Here is an 18,842-nt window from a genome sequence, read left to right as displayed (position 1 = left end):
ACTGTTACTTTTACCGTTTCAGTGTCGGCTTTTTTTATATCGTACTATGGCCGTTTCTGTACTATTTTTCGCGCAAGCCCCAAAGGTACAACAACATGAATAAGGTTAGGCGGATATGGGGATTTTTAAGCTCTAAAATAGCCGGTATTATATACAGCTTTTCGTTTGAAGAACCTATAGACTGGCATAAAACCTATATCATCTGCCCCAATCATACCTCAAACCTGGATATTACCGCCATGAGCCTCATGACAAAGAATAACTTTTGTTTTATGGGCAAAGAAGAGCTTAAAGACGAGTTTGTTACCGGCATATTTTTCAGGTCGGTGGATATCCCCGTTAATCGTGAAAGCAAAATGTCGTCATACCGTGCATTTAAAAAAGCGGCAGAGGCTTTGACGAGTGGCACATCGGTTATTATATTCCCCGAGGGCAGGATACCGTATGAATACCCACCGCAATTAAACGATTTTAAAAACGGCCCCTTCAGGCTGGCTATCGAATTAAAAATACCTATCATACCTGTTTCATCAACCGATACCTGGAAAGTTTTATGGGATACCGGCCTTGACCATGGCAGCAAACCGGGCATATGCAATATATATATTCATAAACCAGTACAAACCGCCCACCTAAAGCTTGACGATGCGGATGCTTTGCGCGATGAGATATATGGGATTATTAATAGGAAGTTGGTTGAATGAGTAATTAGGTTAGATCAAGTTGAATACGTTTTATCCTAACAAACTCCGTCAACTTTTATTTATCTTTGGGCTCAATGAAACGAGTTTTAAAAAGAATACACACCTATTTTTATAGGTATAGCGTAGCTTTCTTTTTTATTCTGGTTTGGCCAATTTTATATTTTCTTTCACGCAAGCAAAGCAGATATAAATACATCAACCGGTTCAGGAGGTTCATTATTGTTTGCAGTACTACCATTTCGGGCATATTTTTCAATATTGACTATGAGGAGCCTGTAGATTGGAAACGCACTTATATCATTTGCAGCAACCATACTTCAAATTTGGATGTATCTACCATCAGCATAGCGGCAAAAAATAATCATGCTTTTATTGGCAAGGAGGAATTATTAAGCAATATGGTGCTCGGTTTCTTCTTCAGAACCATTGATATAACCGTAAACCGCGATAGCAAAATATCATCTTTCAGGGCATTCAAGTTGGCTGCCGAGAAATTAAAAGAAGGAATAAGTGTAGTTATTTTCCCTGAAGCGACCATTCCGACCAAATATCCGCCGAAACTGCACTCGTTTAAAAATGGCGCGTTCCGGCTGGCTATCGAGTTGAAGATCCCCATTTTGCCGGTAACTTCAATAGATACCTGGAAAGTATTGTGGAACACCGGCTCGGAATATGGCAGCAAACCGGGTTTTTGTAATATATTTGTACATAAACCCGTTGAAACGGCAAATTTAACTTTGGATGATGCGGATGCCCTGCGCGACAGAATCCACAACATTATCAACCAGAAATTAGTATAATATGATTATTGACAGTGAAACCGTAGATAAGATAGCCCACCTTGCCCGCCTTGAACTTGCCGATACCGAAAAGCAGGAAATGATTGGCGACATGAACAAGATACTGGATTTCATGGCTAAACTTAACGAGATAGATACATCGGGCGTTGAACCGTTGGTTTACCTATCAGACGAAGTAAATGTATTTAGGGAAGACGTGGTTAAGCAGGAAGTAACCGTTGAAGAAGCGCTGCAAAACTCGCCCAAGCATGATGACCAATACTTTTTGGTAGCGAAAGTGATTGGATAGGTAGAAGTTATGAGTATTGGGTTATGAGTTTTGAGCCAATAAACACTCATAACACACTACTCACAACTCAATACTAAAAAAATTGTAACAATCCCCCCCTCTTTACAGTCAAAGAACAAAAACAAGCATGGAGCCATTAATCACCATTAAAGATATAGGACGCAAATACATTATAGGTACTGAAATTATTCATGCTCTTAAATCTGTATCGCTTACTATTAATAAAGGTGAGTTTGTGGCGCTGATGGGCCCATCGGGTTCAGGCAAATCAACTTTGATGAACATTTTAGGTTGTTTAGACACCCCCACTAAAGGCGAATACATACTTAACGGCATTAACGTAAGCCACATGAGTGATAATGAGTTGGCCGAAGTGCGTAACTCAGAGATCGGCTTTGTATTCCAGACGTTTAACTTGCTGCCCCGTAATACCGCTTTAGATAATGTGGCCCTGCCATTAATTTATGCAGGCGTTAATAAAGAAGGCAGACAGGCCCGTGCCAAGAAGGCGTTAGAGAATGTTGGCCTTGGTAACCGTACCGACCACCGACCTAACGAACTATCAGGCGGCCAACGCCAGCGTGTCGCAGTGGCACGTGCTTTAATAAACGATCCCTCAATTATCCTGGCGGATGAGCCTACAGGTAACCTGGATACCAAAACGTCTATCGAGATCATGAGCCTGATGGAAGACATCCACGCCAAGGGCAATACCATTATATTAGTAACGCACGAAGAAGATATTGCTATGCACGCCCACCGCATAGTGCGTATGCGCGACGGTTTAATAGAACGCGATTACGCTAATACTAATATACAGATAGTGGATAGAAGCGGGATAGTTTAACAGCTGCAAGGTGTACCAACTAAATATGTCCCGGTGATACACTTTGATACACCTATTTTTAAAATCAACTGACAATAAGGCAATTGATTTTATAAATCAGATTTTATGATACAGTTTGGTACACTTTTCCTGACTTTTAAGTAAGTGACACACCTGTTTTCCGAGATCAACAATGGAGTTGCAAGCTAAAAAATCGTCCGAAGTCACAGCTTCGGACATCGTGGGATTAAAGTTTAGACAAATCTACTATCCCCTGGTTAATTCAAGGCTATCTTTCTGCTGAAATACGGCATACATTTCTTTAAGAAATTTAGCTATACTAAGTTCACTTGCAGTTTTGTTATGTTTTAGCATTGCGAAATAAGAGTTTTTATCATCATTATCTAAATAAGTAAAAAACAGGCTCTTATCTTGTGGCTTAAAAACCCAAGAGGCGGGTACGCATATCTGTTCATTGTCAATTTTCTTGCAGTTCCAATCTTCTGAATTTAAATCTGGCTTAGATTTACATGCTAAAAGCAGGCAACTTGTTATAAATACAATAGAAAATAATTTGGCGCAATTCATAATATACCCTTAACACGCCCCCGCAATCCTCGCCACAAACTCCCCAATATGCAATGATTTCTCCGGTATTATCGGGTCATAATTACCTATGATAATAGTATGGTCTACAATCTCTATTAAAAAATCATTATCGCGGATATCCATAACCGAGTTGCGAAAATCGCGGTTCATGCCGGCGGTGGCTTTTACGTGGTCGTTAACTACTACATAAAAGGTATCGCTAAAAGGTTTGTCCTCTTTAAAGTCAATTTCTAAAGGGTGTATCAGTTCCAGTAATTTATCCGTCAATGTTTCGCGGCGAATTAATACCCCACCAAAATTATGCTTCAGATAGGTCAATCCCCAAACCTGGTATTCCTGGTGATGGGTGATATGCTTATCGCCAATTTTATAATGCACCTCTACAAATAGTATATAAGAATCGCCGCAATCTTGTTTGATAACGTATGATCCACGCACATTAACATCCAAACAATTTCTAAATGCTTTAAACTGGTGCAGGTCAAAATCGATATGGCCGGTAGGTTGGATCTGAAATTCTTCTTTAAGCGCCTGGTAAGTTTCGGCAAAACGGTTTATTGCTTCTTCTTTAAGGCCGGTGGTATCAAAAGGGTGGTTTTCCATAGGATGGTTTTGGTTGGTTAAATGTAGTTATCAGTTAACTAATAAACAAATTCGTCATCGCGAGCGTGGCGATCTCTACACTACAGGTTAACGATTCACCTGGCGTGTAGAGATTGCCACACTCGTACCTCGTTCGCAATGACATGTGGAAGAATTAGTATGGCCGCATCTTCCCGCAACTACACACACAATTAGGGTCACTGGCGCCAAGTTTGGTTAAAAAGTGCTGGTAAAAAGCAATCCTATCTATCATGTTGGGGAAGTTATCGCCCCGGTTACATTCAACCGCGCCGTTAATAATATCTATCACCATACCAAAACCGGGGGTACGGTTGGCGGCTTTATCAGCAGCGGTAGCCTTCCACTTCCCTATCATCACGTCATGTGCCGATGGTTTATGCGTTTGTGGGGTCATCCAAAAATAAATAGCGGCTTTAAACGCTACTACAGGATCGGATGTTACCAGGTCGGGGTTGTTTAACAATATTTTATGATCGCCAAAAATACAATCAGACGCGTAACCGTAGTTACCGTTATAGCTTAATTGCATGGGCCCGCGGCCATAATACTTTTTGCCGGGAACAGGCGGATATTCATCATTTTCGGCAATATATGATAATGAGGTATCGCTTTCGTGGGTAAGCATTAGTCCATCGGTATAAGTACCGTTCATGCCGTGGCGGGTTTCGTGTGCCACCTGGGCAAAAAATGCGGCCAGCTCTTTTTTATTAGTAGCTACATCGCCTTCGGTACAAAAATTACCGTAGTCTATTATATAAGTGCTATCGGGTTTTACTTTGGCCCAGGCTTCGTCCCAATCAACATCCTGGCGTACAACAGTTGCCTTGCCTGTATTTTTATCCGTACGAATAAATTGATAAACCGATACTGCCCTGCGGGTAATCTTTACTTTTATTAGCCCCAGTTCTTTTATCGCTTTAATAAAGGCCTGGTAGGTATAAAATTGAGCGCGCTGCGGGAAAAGGTCATTAAACTGCCGCTCGGTAATTAAATTAAAGGCCGGTGCAGGTTTATTTTCGGTTGAGGATGCTGTGCCGCCGCATTTAAAACTTAACAGCAGCAATGCCGATGCAAACAGTAAAATAAATTTGGTTGACAATATGATATGTTTCAAAGCGTATATATAAATAGTAATGATGTAAATATAAAGCAAGTTTTAGGTATGGTATAATTAAAATAATAGCTAATAATTAATTATGTTTAGTCAATTTTAACCAGTGTATGAAGATATATACCAAAACAGGCGATAAAGGTTTTACATCATTAATTGGCGGTACCCGCGTGCCCAAGCATCACCTGCGTATTGAAAGCTACGGGACGGTAGATGAACTAAACAGCTATATAGGTTTAATACGCGACCAGGACATTACCCCACACGACAAAGATTTTTTAAAAGAAGTGCAGGACAGGCTGTTTACCATAGGCTCGTCATTAGCGGCTGACCCGGAGAAATCAAAAATGGTAATCCCGGATCTGTTTGTCGAAGATATTGAATCGTTGGAAAAAGAAATGGATACCATAAACGAGCAACTGCCCGAATTAAAACATTTTATTTTGCCGGGTGGCAGCACCGTAATATCCTATTGCCATATAGCACGTTGTGTATGCCGCCGCGCCGAGCGGCTAACTGTACACCTAGCCGAAGAAAGTGTTGTGGACGACAAGGTTATTATCTATTTGAACAGGCTAAGCGATTATTTATTCACCCTGGCCCGTAAACTGGCAAATGACCATAACATACCTGAAAACCAATGGATTCCGAGGCTGAAAAAAAATTAAAAAAATATATTGATAATCAATATAAAAATATTATACTTTTGCGGAAATTGAAAATTAATAAATTAACTAAAATTATAAGATAAATATGTACTGGACACTCGAATTAGCATCTCACCTGGAGGATGCACCATGGCCCGCAACTAAAGACGAATTAATTGATTACGCTATACGCTCAGGAGCACCGGTTGAGGTGATTGAAAACCTGCAGGCATTAGAGGATGACGGAGAGCCTTACGAAAATATTGAAGAGATATGGCCTGATTACCCTACAAAAGATGACTTCTTTTTTAACGAAGACGAGTACTAATTATACTCAGACATTATAAAAAAGCCTCGTTTATTCGAGGCTTTTTGCGTTAATGCCTTTTTTGGAATAGTTTTAGTTATAAACCAAATATCATTCACAACTAAAACTTATTTAAAATGAGAGGTTTATTATACATTATTGCCGTTATACTTATTATAGGTTGGGCATTCGGATTTTTCTATTATTCTGCTGGCGGAATTATTCACGTATTATTAGTGATAGCTATTGTTGCTTTGCTTTTAGGGGTGATAAGAAGAGCCTAAAGAAGAAACAAGAATCAAGAGGCAAGATTTACTAAATCCATCTTGGCTCTTGATTTCTTGTTTCTTGACTCTAACTAACCCTATATGTCTTCCCCGGCAAACTGCGGATAAAACCCTGCATCTCCATATTCAGTAAGTTCATGGCCAGTTGGCTTATGGGCATGTTTGTTTTTATGGTGAGGTCATCAATAGCCAGCGGGGTGCTATGTTGCTGTATAGCATTAAATATGGCTCGCTCATCAGGCGATAGATCAAGCGGTAACATAAACTGTTCTGCAGGCTTGGCATCATCTGGTTTTTCCCATCCCAGGCTGTAAGCCAGATCGGCAACACAAGTCAATAACGCGGCTTTATTATTCCTGATCAAAAAGTTACACCCTTCCGAGTACACATCGCCCACCCTACCCGGGAACGCAAATACATCCCTATTATAAGAGTTAGCAATTTCGGCAGTAATTAACGCGCCGCCTTTTACGCTGGCCTCTATAACTATGGTAGCATCAGCAATACCGGCAACTATGCGGTTACGCGCCGGGAAGTTTTCCCGTCCGGGGATAGTACCCGATGGATACTCAGTTAACAAGCCGCCATTCTCCAGCATTTTATCAGCCGTTACACGGTTGGCTGCCGGATACACCCGATCCAAACCGTGGCCCAATACACCAACTGTAGCAACCTTGTTTTTAAGGCATTCTTTATGTGCAATTACGTCAATACCATGTGCCAGACCGCTTATTACCAACACATCATATTGTTGCACCTCGGCTATTAGCGCTTCGCAAAGCTGACGGCCATAATCTGTCGCGTTACGGGTGCCTACTATACTAATTATCTTCCGGGCATTCAGATCGGCATTGCCTTTACTATATAATAGTATGGGCGAGTCGATGCAATTTTTTAATCGTTTAGGATAGCGGCTATCGGTATAAAAAACAACGTCGATGCCGTTCTTCTCTACAAACTTTAATTCTTCGGCAGCTTTTTGCAGGGCCTCGTCAAAGTTAAACTCACGTACAGTTTTATCGCCAATACCGGGTACGCCCAGCAATTTATTGGGCGATGCGTTAAATACCGCCTCGGCACTACCCAAATGGCTTACCAGCACCTTGCCTAAAGTGTGGCCGATATTATTTACATAAGTTAAAGCTATTTGGTGTAGTTGCGACATAAAGTTTACGTGCAACTAATGTAGAAAAAATATTGCTATAAATTTTAGCAAATGGCGTTTTTTATTAGCCCCCTCTAAATCTCCCCCGGTAGGGGAGACTTTTATTAGCTAGTTGTTAAAATAGTTTAGTTGTTTTAAAAATATTTTAAGTCTCCCCTACCGGGGGAGATTTAGAGGGGGCTAACCATTTTAAAAAAACTACAAAAATAGTTTGCGAACTATAAAAATAGTTTTACCTTTACTAAACTACAAAAATAGTTTGCTATGAAAATCAAAGAATTAACTAAAGCCGAAGAACAAGTAATGCAAATATTATGGCAGTTAAATGAAGCCATTGTAAAAGACATTATCGAAAAAATGAACGACCCTAAACCTGCCTACAACACCGTATCAACGGTAGTTAGGGTTTTAGAAGGTAAGGGATTTATAGACCATAAAGCATACGGAAACTCGCATGTATACTTCGCGCTCATCACCGAGGCGCAGTACCGCAAATTTACTTTTGATAAGATGATGAGCAACTACTTCAGCAACTCGTACGAGAGCCTGGTATCTTTTATCGCCAATGAGAAGAAACTGGGCATAAAAGAATTGGACGACCTAACCAAATTAATAGAAAACCTAAAAACCAAAAAATCATGAACTGGCTGTACTATCTGGCAGAAGCCAACATATACCTGGGGGTATTTTACCTGGCCTACTGCGTTTTCTTAATTAAAGAAACCTATTACCAGCTAACGCGTGCTTATCTGCTATTTGCTTGTGTGGTATCGTTTATATTGCCCGTTTTACAAATAGGCGCATTGAAACCGGTTGAGAAAGTAGTAACAAGCACCATAAACTATATTGGGCCAGAATATACGGTTCCCGAAGATTTTACATCGACAGTTCAACATGTAACCCCGGCTCCTGTTATAGCAGGTCCGGCAAAAGTTAGTGCGCCGGTGCAAACCACCGTGACACCACAAGTTATTGAACATCATTTAACCGTGCAAGACTATTTATTAGATAGCTATCTATTAGGTGTCGGCATTATGTTTTTAGTATTGCTGATTAAACTAACCACCTTATTTAAACTGTTGCGCAACGCCAAGCAGGAAGAACGAGACGGTTATAAATTAGCTTATCTGCAGGGAACCAATGTAGCTTTTTCATTTTTTAATTACCTGTTTATTGGTACCGATGCGCCCGGAACTAATACTATTATAAGGCATGAGTTGGTACATATCCGGCAAAAGCATTCGGTTGATATTATTTTCCTGGAGTTGTTAAAAGTTATTAATTGGTTCAACCCGTTTGTCTACTTGCTACAAAATAGCCTTAAAAGCATACATGAATATATTGCTGACGAGCAAACAGCCGCACACGAAACCGATGCTATAGCTTATTCATCATTTTTAGTAAACAACGCTTACGGTACCGGTAATTCATCACTTACCCATTCATTTTTTAACTACAACCTACTTAAAAAACGTATTATCATGTTAAATCAACAACGGTCTGGTAATTTAGCAAGGCTAAAGTACCTGGTAATTTTACCTATTTGTGCAGCACTGCTTTGCACTTCAACATTGGCATTCAGCAAAACTTACGCATTGGTGGATCTTGATCCGGCAAAAGCCGCGCTAGCTAAACCTATATATAAAAAGCATTTAAGCAAAACAACAAAAGCTACCAATGAGCAGGTCACGCTGTCTGGCACCGATAACGGCGATATAGCCCAATCAGGCGATAAGTTTGGACCAGAAAACATAGCCACAAATGTGCCCCCAACTGACGATGATAGACCGATGGTACCCATGGAAAGCGCAGGTGGCTATAACCAGTTAAACCGGTATCTGCTTAAAAATATTAATTATAAACCTGCCGATGGCGACAAAGGCGGTCTGGTGGTAATGAGCTTTAAAGTTGGCGAGGGCCGCAAAATAACAGACCTTAATATAGCCACAAGCGATGGCGAAGTAATGGACAACCTGGCATTGAACGCCTTTAAAAATTACACCGGCACTGTTAATGATGACGAAGGTAAAACACTTAAAATAGGTGTGTTCTTTTTCACTGATGATTACTCGATATTTAAACGACCTTTTGAGAATGACCCGGGTAACTCCGGCTGGGTAACAGTTACTAAGTATGGTTTTCGTCCTCCCATAACCAGTAAAGGTTTTGAATATTCGGAGTGGTTTTCAGGAGGGTTTATCGTTGATGGTAAAATGACCCCCACAATATCCAAAGTACGCTTCATCGATAAAAATGACCAGGAAGTGTCGTACAGCGCCGACACCGCCACACCTGCCGACCTAAAGTTATTGAAAGATAAATACGGCTATGTTTTCCCATCGAATGCTTATTGGGCCATGGAAGGTGTAAAGGAGGCAAGAAGTCATAAATATGTCCCAAATGGGATGAATGTTTATTCCTACTTAAACAAGCCTTATACAGCTGAATTTTACAACCATATTTTTAACGATCTGAAATATCCCGAACAGGAAAAAAACGATGGTACACCGGCCGCAGTATTGTTAAAATTCAACCTTGACCAAAACGGCACTGCAAGTGATTGGACCGTAGCAAAAAGTGGCGGCGAAGATTTCGACCAGGCAGCGTTGGAGGTAGTTAAATCATTTGATGGTACTATAAATGATAAGGCCGGTGCGCACACTATTGCTATAGTATTCTGTACCATCCAAAATAACAAGCGGCCAAAGGTTGAGGATAGCTGGAAAAAAACGCCCGGTTATGTGGGCGAAGTTGCCAGGGGCGAAAGTAAACCTATCACTATTTCGTTCTCGACACCTAAAAAACCATAAAACCAAAACCTCATCACATTAAACGAACAAACCTAAAAATAAGAAGATCATGAACTGGCTGCACTATCTCGCAGAAGCCAATATATACCTGGGGGTATTTTATCTGGCCTACTGCCTGTTCTTAATTAAAGAAACCTACTATATATTTAACCGTGTATACCTGCTGCTTAGTTGTGTATTAGCTTTTATATTACCATTGGTACAACTTGGTTTTTTAAAACCTACGGTATATATAACAACTGGCACTACTTATGTACCTGCCACTGTTGAGAGCTTTACCTGGCAGGATGGACTTTTATACAGCTATATAACCGGGGTTGTGATTTTCGCTATACAGTTTGGTATTAAGCTGTATCAACTGCAAAAACTGGCGCGTTTAAAGCCTTCGTACAGTAATGGTGATCATAAACTGGTTTATTTAGAAGGATCAAATGCAGCTTTTTCTTTCTTTAACTATTTATTTATTGGTACAGAAACCACCGAGTCCGAACTGATAACCAGGCATGAATTGGTGCATATCCGTCAAAAACATTCGGCAGACGTGATATTGCTGGAGTTATTAAAGATCATCAATTGGTTTAACCCTGCTATTTATTTATTACAAAACAGCATTAAAACCGTACATGAATATATTGCCGATGAGCAAACGGCTTTAATAGAAACCGACCCCACAACCTACTCCACCTTTTTAGTAAACAACGCTTATGGCATTAGCGGCCCATCGTTTACACATTCATTTTTCAACTATAACCTATTAAAAAAAAGAATTATCATGTTACATCAAAAACGTTCAGGTAGTTTAGCCAGGCTAAAATATCTTATTGCAGTACCGCTTTGCGCAGGGCTACTTTGCGAGTCGACCTTAGGGTTTAGCAAAACCTATGGCTTTGTAAATATAGGGGGCAACGCTACCGTTATAGTTACAGATACTATACCTAATAAAGTGCCGCCGCCGCCACCTGTACCGCCGGCAAAAGGTAAAAAACCTCAAAAAATAGCTGCTGACCGTGTGAAATTTCCGCCGCCAATAGTTAAAAAAGATAAACCACTTAAACATGCTAAGTTTCCGCCACCGATAATTGTATCCGATAAAGTCCCTGTTCCTAAAGTGGGCCTGGTAAAATTTCCGCCGCCGGTAATTAGAAAAGACAAACCGATCGGGCCGGTAAAATTTCCACCACCGGTAATTACAAAAGACAATAAGACTGCAGCTATAGTTACCGATGTAAGAATAGATAACCAGTCATCCGCTCAAAAAACTACGGGTAATGAAATAAGAATTGAAGATGCCGTGGTAACGCAAAAAAAACCTTAACCTTAACCTATACCTCTGAACAGTTAAAGCCGGGCAAATTTGTCCGGCTTTTTTTATAAACCAAAATCAATATTAACCGTTATACTATATCATTCACTTTAAACGGAATAGTTATGCGCTCAAAAAAAAATACATCCTTTAAAAAGTCAACCGCAAAGCTATTGCTGGCAGGCGTGTTAAGTTTTGGTGTTGTTAGTTACTCGCCTGATGTTTTTGCACAAACACCGCCGCCACAGGTACCACCTGCCCCACCTTCGCCTGCCGAACTTTGGAAAAAAGTAAACCCCTTTAAAAAGAATAAGAAAACCGCAACGGTTAAAAAGAATAATGCACCGGTAGCTTCAGGCCTGCAGGCCCCGCCTGCCCCACCCAACCCAATTGATGTTATTAAAAATAAAAAGCTGCCTGCGCCACCACCGCTGCCTGTACAATAGTTTTGAGTTATAGGTGTTGAGTTTTAAGTTTTCTTTAACTTATTACTCATAACTCACTACTTAACTTACCCCTTCACATAGATCACCTGCTTAGTTTCAAAAAACTCTTCAGCAAAGTAATCTTTAAGGTAAAATTGCTGCACTTTAAGGCCCGATTCTTTGATCTCTTCGGCCAGATCGCCGCCTTTTAGGTAGAGGATGCCGCTGGGTAACGCGTTTTTTGATGTACGGGTAAACTTGCCTTTTATCCATGGATAAAACTCGCCCAAGCGGGTTACGGCGCGCGATACGATGAAATCAAATTTCTCATTAACCTGCTCGGCACGCAGGTGTTCGGCACGAAGGTTTTTAAGGCCAAGAGCCTTTGCTACTTCCTGCACTACTTTTATTTTTTTGCCGATAGAGTCAACCAAATAAAACTTTGTTTCAGGAAATAATATAGCTAACGGAATGCCGGGGAAACCGCCGCCTGTACCTACATCCAGCACGCTCTCGCCGGGTAAAAAAGGCATTATTTTGGCTATACCTAACGAGTGCAGTACATGGCGTTCAAACAACTGGTCTATATCCTTGCGTGATATTACGTTGATCTGGTTATTCCAAAATTCATATAACGCGGGTAATTGCTCAAACTGCTGTTGTTGCGCTGGGCTTAAATTAGGAAAGTAGGTAAAAAGTTGATCAGATGTCATCCCTGTCAAATCGATTTAAAATATTACCAAGCAGGTACCTGGCCCTGAATAATTGCGCCTTAACGGTGCCCAGAGGCAGGTCAAGCTGTTGTGCAATTTCTTCGTAAGATAATTCATCAAAATAGCGCAGCGTAATTAAGTTGCGGTAACGGGCCGGTAAGCTTTGTATTAATAATTTAAGCTCTTCGGTCTGCTGTTTTTTTATAGACGTTTCTTCGGGGTTTAAAACATCAGCCTTTATCTGCAGTTGTTTTTCATCACCGTCCTCATCCATCATACCATGTATAGAGGTGGTATTTAGTTTCTTTTTACGGATAAAATCAATACAATTATTGGTAGCTACCCTAAATAACCAGGTGCTAAAAGCATAATCGGGCTGGTACTTGTCCAATTTTTCAAACGCTTTGGCAAAGGTTTCAACAGTAAGGTCCATAGCGTCCTCTTTGTTGTTCACCATTTTTAGCACCATAAAGTATATGGAGTCTTTATACCGTTGCATCAAATCGGCATATGCCTTTTGACTTCCTTCCCGCGCCTTAACTACCAGGTGGAAATCATTCTTTGCATTCTCGGTAAAATTGGAATTTATTTCCATTGGGTAGTTTTTACAAAGGTGCCTATTAGTCCAAACACATTTATATAAATGTAGTAAACAAAATCAAGAAAAGGTAAATACCACAATTGCGACGCCGCATTTAGTTTTTTAAAGGTTTTGCGGTAAACTAATATTTGTGCTATCCACCTAAAAACAAATAAACCCAACGCCAGCAATGGCTCGAAGTAAACCGCTAAGTAGCAGATAAATAATGCGTAAAACAAAAAGCCGCTTATAGCATCGAAGCTTAACATACGGCGATGGCTGTTTTTATATAATTTACCTACCCCCATGTGGCGTTTTTTCTGGCGATACAAACCATGTAGATTAGCTTTAGCCGGGGTATATACAAACGATTCCGGGTTTATCTCGATAGCCGTATTAGTTGCAGTAGCGTTTTGATTTACAAACAGGTCATCATCGCCAGATATTACGTGCATGTGTGCGGCAAAGCCCTTATTCGAAAAAAACAACGTTTTTGTATAAGCCATGTTACGGCCTATGCCCATATATGGGTCGCCATTTAAAGCTGCCGAAAGGTAATTTATAGCGGTTTTTAAAGTCTCAAACCTGATGAGTGAGTTTAAAAAATTACCGGTTTTATAATAAGGCGAATATCCTAATACCAACTGCACATTATCCTCATTAAAGTGTGCGGCCATGCGGGTTATCCAATTGGTTGATACAGGCTCGCAATCAGCATCGGTAAATAATAGGTGTTCGTTTTTGGCGGCTTTAATACCTAAAGTAAGCGCGAATTTTTTGCCGGTTTTAAACCGTACATGTTCTGTAATAGTAACTACTTTAAGATTGGGATAGGTTTCTTTAAACTCGTCCAGAACCAGATCAGACGAATCGGACGAGCAATCATTAACTACTACCACTTCAAAATCGGGATAGTTTTGCTGTAATATGAATGGCAAATATTTGTTTAAATTCTTTGCTTCGTTGCGCGCGCTTATTATTACAGATATAGGTATTTTAACTTTAGGCAGTTCATCCGGTACTACATAAGCCGAAAGCGATTTATGGTTACTGATGAGGTAATATAACTGGACAATAAATACCAGCAGAAAAACGACAAATAACGTAACTCGAATATATGTTTCCAACACGCAACTAAAATATGGCGCAAATTTAGGGAAATATCGGAGATTAAAGATTGAAGATTAGAGATTAGTGAATGGAGATCAGGCATTAAAGTATTATCTTTTTGTTATACAGCCAATTAGCTCTAAAAAAGTTGAATAGACAACCTTAAAAAATAGCTTTATTACGGCCTGCAAATCCATCACTAACCTCCAATTACCAATCTTCAATCTTTAATCGCCAATCTATAATCTCTATTCACTATTTTTGCTCCGCGAAAATGAAATTTAACTTAACATCACAAGATCCGCTTTCAAAGGCCCGCGCGGGCGAGATCACTACAGATCACGGGACTATACAAACGCCAATTTTTATGCCTGTGGGTACCGCGGGCACGGTAAAAGCTGTTCATCAGCACGAGCTAAAGAACGATATTGAAGCGCAGATAATATTAGGGAACACCTACCATTTATATTTAAGGCCGGGTTTAGATGTGCTTGAAGGCGCTGGCGGCCTGCATAAATTTAACGGCTGGGACGGCCCGATACTAACAGATAGCGGCGGTTACCAGGTATACAGTTTAAGCGAAGTGCGCAAGATAAAGGAAGAAGGTGTAACGTTTCGCTCGCATATCGATGGGTCAAAACACTTGTTCACGCCTGAAAACGTAATGGATATACAGCGCGTAATTGGTGCTGATATTATTATGGCGTTTGATGAGTGTACACCCTACCCTTGCGATTATATCTACGCAAAAAAATCAATAGAAATGACGCACCGCTGGTTGAAACGCTGCTGCGATCGTTTTGATACTACCGAACCTAAATACGGCTATAGCCAAACGCTGTTCCCTATTGTACAAGGATCGGTTTATAAAGATCTGCGGGTACGATCAGCCGAAGTTATTGCATCGTTCGAGCGTGAGGGCAATGCCATAGGTGGCCTATCGGTAGGCGAACCCGCCGAAGAGATGTACGCCATGACAGAAATAGTGTGCGATATATTACCGGAGCAAAAACCACGTTATTTGATGGGTGTAGGTACACCTATTAATTTATTAGAGAATATTGCCTTGGGTATAGATATGTTTGACTGTGTAATGCCAACCCGCAATGCCCGCAATGGTATGTTGTTTACTAAAAACGGTGTTATAAATATTAAGAACGAGAAGTGGAAAGCAGATTTTTCGCCCATTGAAGCGGATAGCGATCTGTTTGCTGACAAGAACTATACAAAGGCCTATTTAAGGCATTTAATACATAGCGGCGAAATGCTGGGCGCACAGATAGCAACCCTGCATAACCTGCATTTTTACCTATGGCTGGTTAAAGAGGCCCGCAAAAAAATAATAGCAGGCGAGTTTTATAACTGGAAAAAAATAATGGTTAACCGTTTGGGCCAACGACTATAAATGAGCAACTTTTTAAACACATACGTAAAAATACTCGACTGGTATGTCATCAAGAAATACCTTGGCACCTTTGTGTTTACCCTGTTTATTTTTATAGGTATATCTGTTGTGTTTGATGTGTCCGAGCATTTGGATAATTTCCTATCGCATCATGCTACTATTTATGATGTTGCCTTTAAGTATTATGCCGGGTTTATACCGTTTTATATTAACCTGCTATCGCCATTAATTAACTTTTTGGCCGTAATATACTTTACCGCTAAAATGGCCAATCAAACAGAGATTGTACCTATACTAAGCGGCAGGGCAAGTTTTAACCGGTTTTTAAGGCCGTATTTTGTATCGGCTACTTTAATATTTATAGTATCGCTTTTTGCTAATCTTTACCTTATACCCTACACTAATAAGTTAAAGGTTGATTTTGAAAACACTCACGGCTTTAATGGCGATGAACAAAAAAACCAGGTACATTTAAAGCTGGATACCCGTACTTATGTATATGTTGATTCGTATGATAATACCTCGCACACGGGCTACCAGTTTGTTTTAGAGAAGTTTGACGGTGATAAACTGCGCGAAAAAATAATGGCCAATAGTATCTCTTATGATTCTTTAAAGAAAAAATGGACCTTAAAAGATTACTCTGTACGCTATGTTAATGGTTTAAGAGAGCACCTGGTACAAAATATACCGCAAAAAGACACCACACTACAGCTTTACCCATCTGATTTTGAAACGCAGGACAATATATATACAGCCATGTCGCTGCGCGAATTGAACAAGAATATTGATAAGGAAAAGATACGCGGAGCAGGTAATTTGAAGAAAATGCAGTACGAAAAATGGAGGCGTTACCTATACCCTTTTGCATCTTTTGTGTTGACATTAATAGGTGTTTCTATATCATCCCGCAGGGTGCGCGGGGGTATTGGCTTACCCTTGGGGATAGGTCTTTTCCTTTGTTTTGCCTACATAGTAGTTGATAAATTTGCCCTGGTATTTGCCATAAATAGTGGCTTGCCGCCTATCATGGGCGCGGCTTTACCCAACTTTATGTTTGGTGTATTGGGCTGTTATTTACTCTATAAAGCGCCTAAATAATCCATGGCACAGAGCAGCACAAATGCTTCAGAGCTTAATAAGAACCTGCTTATACTGCATTTTACGGTGTTTATTTGGGGATTTACGAGCATTTTAGGTGCATTAATAACCATTTCAGCCGTACAATTGGTGTGGTATCGTGTGCTTATTGCGATGATTTCGTTGTTTTTTTATTTTAAATTCAACAAAACGGCTTTCAAAGTTAGCCGCAAAACCTTCCTGAAATTGTTCTTTACGGGCGCTTTAGTGGGTGGGCATTGGATACTTTTCTTCGCTTCTATCAAGCTTTCTACCGTCCCGGTGACGCTGGTTTGCCTGTCATCTATGACCTTATTTACCGCCGTTTTAGAGCCATTTATCAACAAAAAACGTATCTCTAAACTCGAAATAATTGCCGGTCTTTTAATAATAGCCGGTATTGTAACGATATTTAAATTCGAAACTCAATACACTAAGGGTATCATTGCAGGGTTGTTAAGCGCGCTATTTGCCAGCATATTTTCTATCATTAATTCGCGCGAGGTAAAGAATATACAGCCCGCAATCATATCGCTATATGAACTGATCGGTGCATTTTTTTGGGCGACCATCTACCTTTTATTTACCCATGGCTTCAACCGGGCCATGTATTTAAAGACTGCCGATATTGGCTATTTACTGCTGCTGGGCACCGTCTGCACATCGCTGGCTTATGTTGCCGGGGTGTCTGTAATGCGCGAGCTTTCGGCCTTTAGAGTGGCGCTTATTACCAACCTGGAGCCGGTATATGGCATCCTGATGTCGTTTCTTTTCTTTGGCGATATGAACAAAATGACTACCGGATTTTGGGTAGGCGCGTTAATAATTCTGTCTACCATCTTCCTGTTTCCTGTCGCCAAAAAGCAAATACAGAAGCGCAATAGTCGTTAAGCATTGCTGCTATTATCATCAAATTTCTAGCCTTATTTCCTTTTAACATCCAGGGTAGGGGATATATTTAGATACGTACAGACGCATTTTAAGCCCCTGTAAGGCACCCTGAATTTTTACCACACTCATATACATTTTACAAAATTGAATCAATTACAGCGCAAATTTAAAGAGGCTATTTGTGTATTGAAATAACATTATTTCAGGGCTCTTAAAATCTGATTATTTCAGTCAAAATATAGTCTATTTTACGCAAATAAAAGTCAATATTTAGATTTATATAAATTATATATATAATTAAAAATCAGATATTTATAAAATTTATATAAAGTAAAAATTTAATATTTTTTAAAAATTAAACCATTACATATACTAACAAAATTAGTATATAAATATAAAGGGCGATAAATTGTAATTTATATTATTAATTATCAGTTACTTACATAGTTTAAACTAAACAATAAAATAACTATAGGATTTTTCTCTAAAAATCAAGGTGGTTAGTGTACTCAAACCATAAAATTAGAATTACATCAAAAAATAGGGCATAGTGACGGGCGGACAAAATTTCAGAAAAACAGGATTTAGGCGCCCGATTTTTGGAGCCACGATTTTTAATTGCAGGCGCCAATACAAAATTTATAATCGCGGTAAAATGAGATGGTAAAAATTAGCCGATTTTCAATTTCTCAAAAAAGGCCAAACCCTCCCTGTTTTTTACTTTATCATTTATTGCATTTTATTTACCGCTATCCTATTTTGAAATGAATTTTTATTACATCTATAAAAATCGGATATTGGCTAAAATTGTAAACACCAAAAAAGTCATGCGTATAAAAACAATGGTCATCATTTTAATTACTGTATTGCTAACGGTAGTATTGATGCAAAATACCGAACCCGTAAAATTTACCATTTTGTTTGGCACGTTTTACATTTCAAAATTAATGGCGCTGGCAAGCTTCGCGGTGGTGGCGTTTATTTTGGGTGTACTGGTTGGCCGTCCCAAAAAAGTAAAAACACTGGGCGGGGGTTTTAATGACGGCGATTATGATGGCAATGAACCCGATACACTAAGTGATGAGGATCGCGATTACATCAGCCACCCGTAAAGAAG

The 18,842-nt window shown here is 39.8% G+C and carries 22 protein-coding genes; 15 read left to right on the top strand and 7 right to left on the bottom strand.

Annotated features, from left to right (window positions below; translation table 11 throughout):
• Window positions 1-95 precede the first annotated feature (95 nt).
• The 4 genes from JWQ34_RS12285 (at window position 96) to JWQ34_RS12270 (ending at window position 2,640) form a co-directional block, all read left to right on the top strand.
• Window positions 96-704 carry a lysophospholipid acyltransferase family protein gene (locus tag JWQ34_RS12285; protein ID WP_367278616.1) on the top strand — a complete coding sequence of 203 codons (609 nt, stop codon included), beginning with the start codon at window positions 96-98 and terminating at the stop codon, window positions 702-704.
• 74 nt (window positions 705-778) lie between these two features.
• Window positions 779-1,504 (top strand): lysophospholipid acyltransferase family protein, encoded by a 726-nt coding sequence (locus JWQ34_RS12280; protein WP_299357568.1) that lies wholly within the window; start codon window positions 779-781, stop codon window positions 1,502-1,504.
• A gap of 1 nt (window position 1,505) precedes the next feature.
• On the top strand, window positions 1,506-1,793 hold the full coding sequence (gene gatC / locus JWQ34_RS12275) for an Asp-tRNA(Asn)/Glu-tRNA(Gln) amidotransferase subunit GatC (RefSeq protein ID WP_299357567.1): 288 nt from the start codon (window positions 1,506-1,508) through the stop codon (window positions 1,791-1,793).
• 127 nt (window positions 1,794-1,920) lie between these two features.
• Window positions 1,921-2,640 (top strand): ABC transporter ATP-binding protein, encoded by a 720-nt coding sequence (locus JWQ34_RS12270; RefSeq protein WP_299357566.1) that lies wholly within the window; start codon window positions 1,921-1,923, stop codon window positions 2,638-2,640.
• Window positions 2,641-2,886: 246 nt separating this feature from the next.
• Here JWQ34_RS12270 and JWQ34_RS12265 read toward each other — a convergent pair whose 3' ends face one another.
• The 3 genes from JWQ34_RS12265 to JWQ34_RS12255 all read right to left on the bottom strand — a co-directional run bounded on the left by JWQ34_RS12265 (window position 2,887) and on the right by JWQ34_RS12255 (window position 4,966).
• Window positions 2,887-3,207, bottom strand: a complete 321-nt coding sequence (locus JWQ34_RS12265) for a hypothetical protein (RefSeq protein WP_299357565.1) — start codon at window positions 3,205-3,207, stop codon at window positions 2,887-2,889.
• A 9-nt stretch (window positions 3,208-3,216) separates the two neighbouring features.
• Window positions 3,217-3,831 (bottom strand): hypothetical protein, encoded by a 615-nt coding sequence (locus tag JWQ34_RS12260; RefSeq protein ID WP_299357563.1) that lies wholly within the window; start codon window positions 3,829-3,831, stop codon window positions 3,217-3,219.
• A 154-nt stretch (window positions 3,832-3,985) separates the two neighbouring features.
• Window positions 3,986-4,966 carry a chitinase gene (locus JWQ34_RS12255; RefSeq protein WP_299357562.1) on the bottom strand — a complete coding sequence of 327 codons (981 nt, stop codon included), beginning with the start codon at window positions 4,964-4,966 and terminating at the stop codon, window positions 3,986-3,988.
• Between the two features lie 107 nt (window positions 4,967-5,073).
• Here JWQ34_RS12255 and JWQ34_RS12250 point away from each other — a divergent pair, with 107 nt between their 5' ends.
• The 3 genes from JWQ34_RS12250 (at window position 5,074) to JWQ34_RS12240 (ending at window position 6,201) form a co-directional block, all read left to right on the top strand.
• A complete protein-coding gene (locus tag JWQ34_RS12250) occupies window positions 5,074-5,631 on the top strand; it encodes a cob(I)yrinic acid a,c-diamide adenosyltransferase (protein WP_299357561.1) in 558 nt (185 codons plus the stop codon).
• 85 nt (window positions 5,632-5,716) lie between these two features.
• Window positions 5,717-5,938, top strand: a complete 222-nt coding sequence (locus tag JWQ34_RS12245; RefSeq protein ID WP_002996718.1) for a DUF2795 domain-containing protein — start codon at window positions 5,717-5,719, stop codon at window positions 5,936-5,938.
• 116 nt (window positions 5,939-6,054) lie between these two features.
• A complete protein-coding gene (locus JWQ34_RS12240; RefSeq protein WP_299357560.1) occupies window positions 6,055-6,201 on the top strand; it encodes a lmo0937 family membrane protein in 147 nt (48 codons plus the stop codon).
• A gap of 70 nt (window positions 6,202-6,271) precedes the next feature.
• On the opposite strand, the gene dprA is transcribed toward JWQ34_RS12240, so the two are convergent.
• Window positions 6,272-7,369 (bottom strand): DNA-processing protein DprA, encoded by a 1,098-nt coding sequence (gene dprA / locus JWQ34_RS12235; RefSeq protein WP_299357559.1) that lies wholly within the window; start codon window positions 7,367-7,369, stop codon window positions 6,272-6,274.
• 264 nt (window positions 7,370-7,633) lie between these two features.
• Between dprA and JWQ34_RS12230 the strand changes: the two genes are divergently transcribed.
• The 4 genes from JWQ34_RS12230 (at window position 7,634) to JWQ34_RS12215 (ending at window position 11,928) form a co-directional block, all read left to right on the top strand.
• Window positions 7,634-8,011 carry a BlaI/MecI/CopY family transcriptional regulator gene (locus JWQ34_RS12230; protein WP_299357557.1) on the top strand — a complete coding sequence of 126 codons (378 nt, stop codon included), beginning with the start codon at window positions 7,634-7,636 and terminating at the stop codon, window positions 8,009-8,011.
• Window positions 8,008-10,179 carry a TonB family protein gene (locus JWQ34_RS12225; RefSeq protein ID WP_299357556.1) on the top strand — a complete coding sequence of 724 codons (2,172 nt, stop codon included), beginning with the start codon at window positions 8,008-8,010 and terminating at the stop codon, window positions 10,177-10,179. Before JWQ34_RS12230 ends, JWQ34_RS12225 begins: the two co-directional genes overlap by 4 nt.
• A gap of 49 nt (window positions 10,180-10,228) precedes the next feature.
• Window positions 10,229-11,494, top strand: coding sequence for a M56 family metallopeptidase (locus JWQ34_RS12220; protein WP_299357555.1), 1,266 nt, complete (start codon window positions 10,229-10,231; stop codon window positions 11,492-11,494).
• 113 nt (window positions 11,495-11,607) lie between these two features.
• Window positions 11,608-11,928: a hypothetical protein gene (locus tag JWQ34_RS12215; protein ID WP_299357554.1), complete on the top strand. Its 321-nt coding sequence runs from the start codon at window positions 11,608-11,610 to the stop codon at window positions 11,926-11,928.
• A 65-nt stretch (window positions 11,929-11,993) separates the two neighbouring features.
• On the opposite strand, the gene rsmG is transcribed toward JWQ34_RS12215, so the two are convergent.
• From rsmG to JWQ34_RS12200, 3 genes are read right to left on the bottom strand one after another with little or no spacing between them, the layout of a single operon-like run.
• Window positions 11,994-12,620, bottom strand: a complete 627-nt coding sequence (gene rsmG / locus JWQ34_RS12210) for a 16S rRNA (guanine(527)-N(7))-methyltransferase RsmG (protein ID WP_299357553.1) — start codon at window positions 12,618-12,620, stop codon at window positions 11,994-11,996.
• The gene (locus tag JWQ34_RS12205) at window positions 12,610-13,215 is read right to left on the bottom strand and encodes a sigma-70 family RNA polymerase sigma factor (RefSeq protein WP_299357552.1); all 606 of its coding nucleotides are present in this window, start codon (window positions 13,213-13,215) and stop codon (window positions 12,610-12,612) included. Before JWQ34_RS12205 ends, rsmG begins: the two co-directional genes overlap by 11 nt.
• On the bottom strand, window positions 13,206-14,330 hold the full coding sequence (locus JWQ34_RS12200; protein ID WP_367278615.1) for a glycosyltransferase: 1,125 nt from the start codon (window positions 14,328-14,330) through the stop codon (window positions 13,206-13,208). Before JWQ34_RS12200 ends, JWQ34_RS12205 begins: the two co-directional genes overlap by 10 nt.
• Window positions 14,331-14,584: 254 nt before the next feature.
• Between JWQ34_RS12200 and tgt the strand changes: the two genes are divergently transcribed.
• From tgt to JWQ34_RS12180, 4 genes are all read left to right on the top strand, one after another.
• On the top strand, window positions 14,585-15,715 hold the full coding sequence (gene tgt, locus JWQ34_RS12195; RefSeq protein WP_299357550.1) for a tRNA guanosine(34) transglycosylase Tgt: 1,131 nt from the start codon (window positions 14,585-14,587) through the stop codon (window positions 15,713-15,715).
• On the top strand, window positions 15,716-16,816 hold the full coding sequence (locus tag JWQ34_RS12190; RefSeq protein ID WP_299357549.1) for an LptF/LptG family permease: 1,101 nt from the start codon (window positions 15,716-15,718) through the stop codon (window positions 16,814-16,816).
• A gap of 3 nt (window positions 16,817-16,819) precedes the next feature.
• Window positions 16,820-17,725 (top strand): EamA family transporter, encoded by a 906-nt coding sequence (locus JWQ34_RS12185; RefSeq protein ID WP_299357548.1) that lies wholly within the window; start codon window positions 16,820-16,822, stop codon window positions 17,723-17,725.
• 827 nt (window positions 17,726-18,552) lie between these two features.
• Window positions 18,553-18,837, top strand: coding sequence for a hypothetical protein (locus JWQ34_RS12180; RefSeq protein WP_299357547.1), 285 nt, complete (start codon window positions 18,553-18,555; stop codon window positions 18,835-18,837).
• The last annotated feature ends 5 nt before the right edge of the window (window positions 18,838-18,842 follow it).

Source organism: Mucilaginibacter sp., from assembly GCF_028288185.1.
GTDB lineage: Bacteria > Bacteroidota > Bacteroidia > Sphingobacteriales > Sphingobacteriaceae > Mucilaginibacter.
Note: the sequence above shows the minus strand (reverse complement) of the source record. Positions and strands in the feature narration are given on the sequence as shown.

What these genes read in the sequence shown, in the direction of transcription:
- JWQ34_RS12285 (WP_367278616.1), top strand. Translation starts at nt 96, where the DNA reads ATGAATAAGGTTAGGCGGATATGGGGATTTTTAAGCTCTAAAATAGCC.
- JWQ34_RS12280 (WP_299357568.1), top strand. Translation starts at nt 779, where the DNA reads ATGAAACGAGTTTTAAAAAGAATACACACCTATTTTTATAGGTATAGC.
- gatC (WP_299357567.1), top strand. Translation starts at nt 1,506, where the DNA reads ATGATTATTGACAGTGAAACCGTAGATAAGATAGCCCACCTTGCCCGC.
- JWQ34_RS12270 (WP_299357566.1), top strand. Translation starts at nt 1,921, where the DNA reads ATGGAGCCATTAATCACCATTAAAGATATAGGACGCAAATACATTATA.
- JWQ34_RS12265 (WP_299357565.1), bottom strand. Translation starts at nt 3,207, where the DNA reads ATGAATTGCGCCAAATTATTTTCTATTGTATTTATAACAAGTTGCCTG.
- JWQ34_RS12260 (WP_299357563.1), bottom strand. Translation starts at nt 3,831, where the DNA reads ATGGAAAACCACCCTTTTGATACCACCGGCCTTAAAGAAGAAGCAATA.
- JWQ34_RS12250 (WP_299357561.1), top strand. Translation starts at nt 5,074, where the DNA reads ATGAAGATATATACCAAAACAGGCGATAAAGGTTTTACATCATTAATT.
- JWQ34_RS12245 (WP_002996718.1), top strand. Translation starts at nt 5,717, where the DNA reads ATGTACTGGACACTCGAATTAGCATCTCACCTGGAGGATGCACCATGG.
- JWQ34_RS12240 (WP_299357560.1), top strand. Translation starts at nt 6,055, where the DNA reads ATGAGAGGTTTATTATACATTATTGCCGTTATACTTATTATAGGTTGG.
- dprA (WP_299357559.1), bottom strand. Translation starts at nt 7,369, where the DNA reads ATGTCGCAACTACACCAAATAGCTTTAACTTATGTAAATAATATCGGC.
- JWQ34_RS12230 (WP_299357557.1), top strand. Translation starts at nt 7,634, where the DNA reads ATGAAAATCAAAGAATTAACTAAAGCCGAAGAACAAGTAATGCAAATA.
- JWQ34_RS12225 (WP_299357556.1), top strand. Translation starts at nt 8,008, where the DNA reads ATGAACTGGCTGTACTATCTGGCAGAAGCCAACATATACCTGGGGGTA.
- JWQ34_RS12220 (WP_299357555.1), top strand. Translation starts at nt 10,229, where the DNA reads ATGAACTGGCTGCACTATCTCGCAGAAGCCAATATATACCTGGGGGTA.
- JWQ34_RS12215 (WP_299357554.1), top strand. Translation starts at nt 11,608, where the DNA reads ATGCGCTCAAAAAAAAATACATCCTTTAAAAAGTCAACCGCAAAGCTA.
- rsmG (WP_299357553.1), bottom strand. Translation starts at nt 12,620, where the DNA reads ATGACATCTGATCAACTTTTTACCTACTTTCCTAATTTAAGCCCAGCG.
- JWQ34_RS12205 (WP_299357552.1), bottom strand. Translation starts at nt 13,215, where the DNA reads ATGGAAATAAATTCCAATTTTACCGAGAATGCAAAGAATGATTTCCAC.
- tgt (WP_299357550.1), top strand. Translation starts at nt 14,585, where the DNA reads ATGAAATTTAACTTAACATCACAAGATCCGCTTTCAAAGGCCCGCGCG.
- JWQ34_RS12190 (WP_299357549.1), top strand. Translation starts at nt 15,716, where the DNA reads ATGAGCAACTTTTTAAACACATACGTAAAAATACTCGACTGGTATGTC.
- JWQ34_RS12185 (WP_299357548.1), top strand. Translation starts at nt 16,820, where the DNA reads ATGGCACAGAGCAGCACAAATGCTTCAGAGCTTAATAAGAACCTGCTT.
- JWQ34_RS12180 (WP_299357547.1), top strand. Translation starts at nt 18,553, where the DNA reads ATGCGTATAAAAACAATGGTCATCATTTTAATTACTGTATTGCTAACG.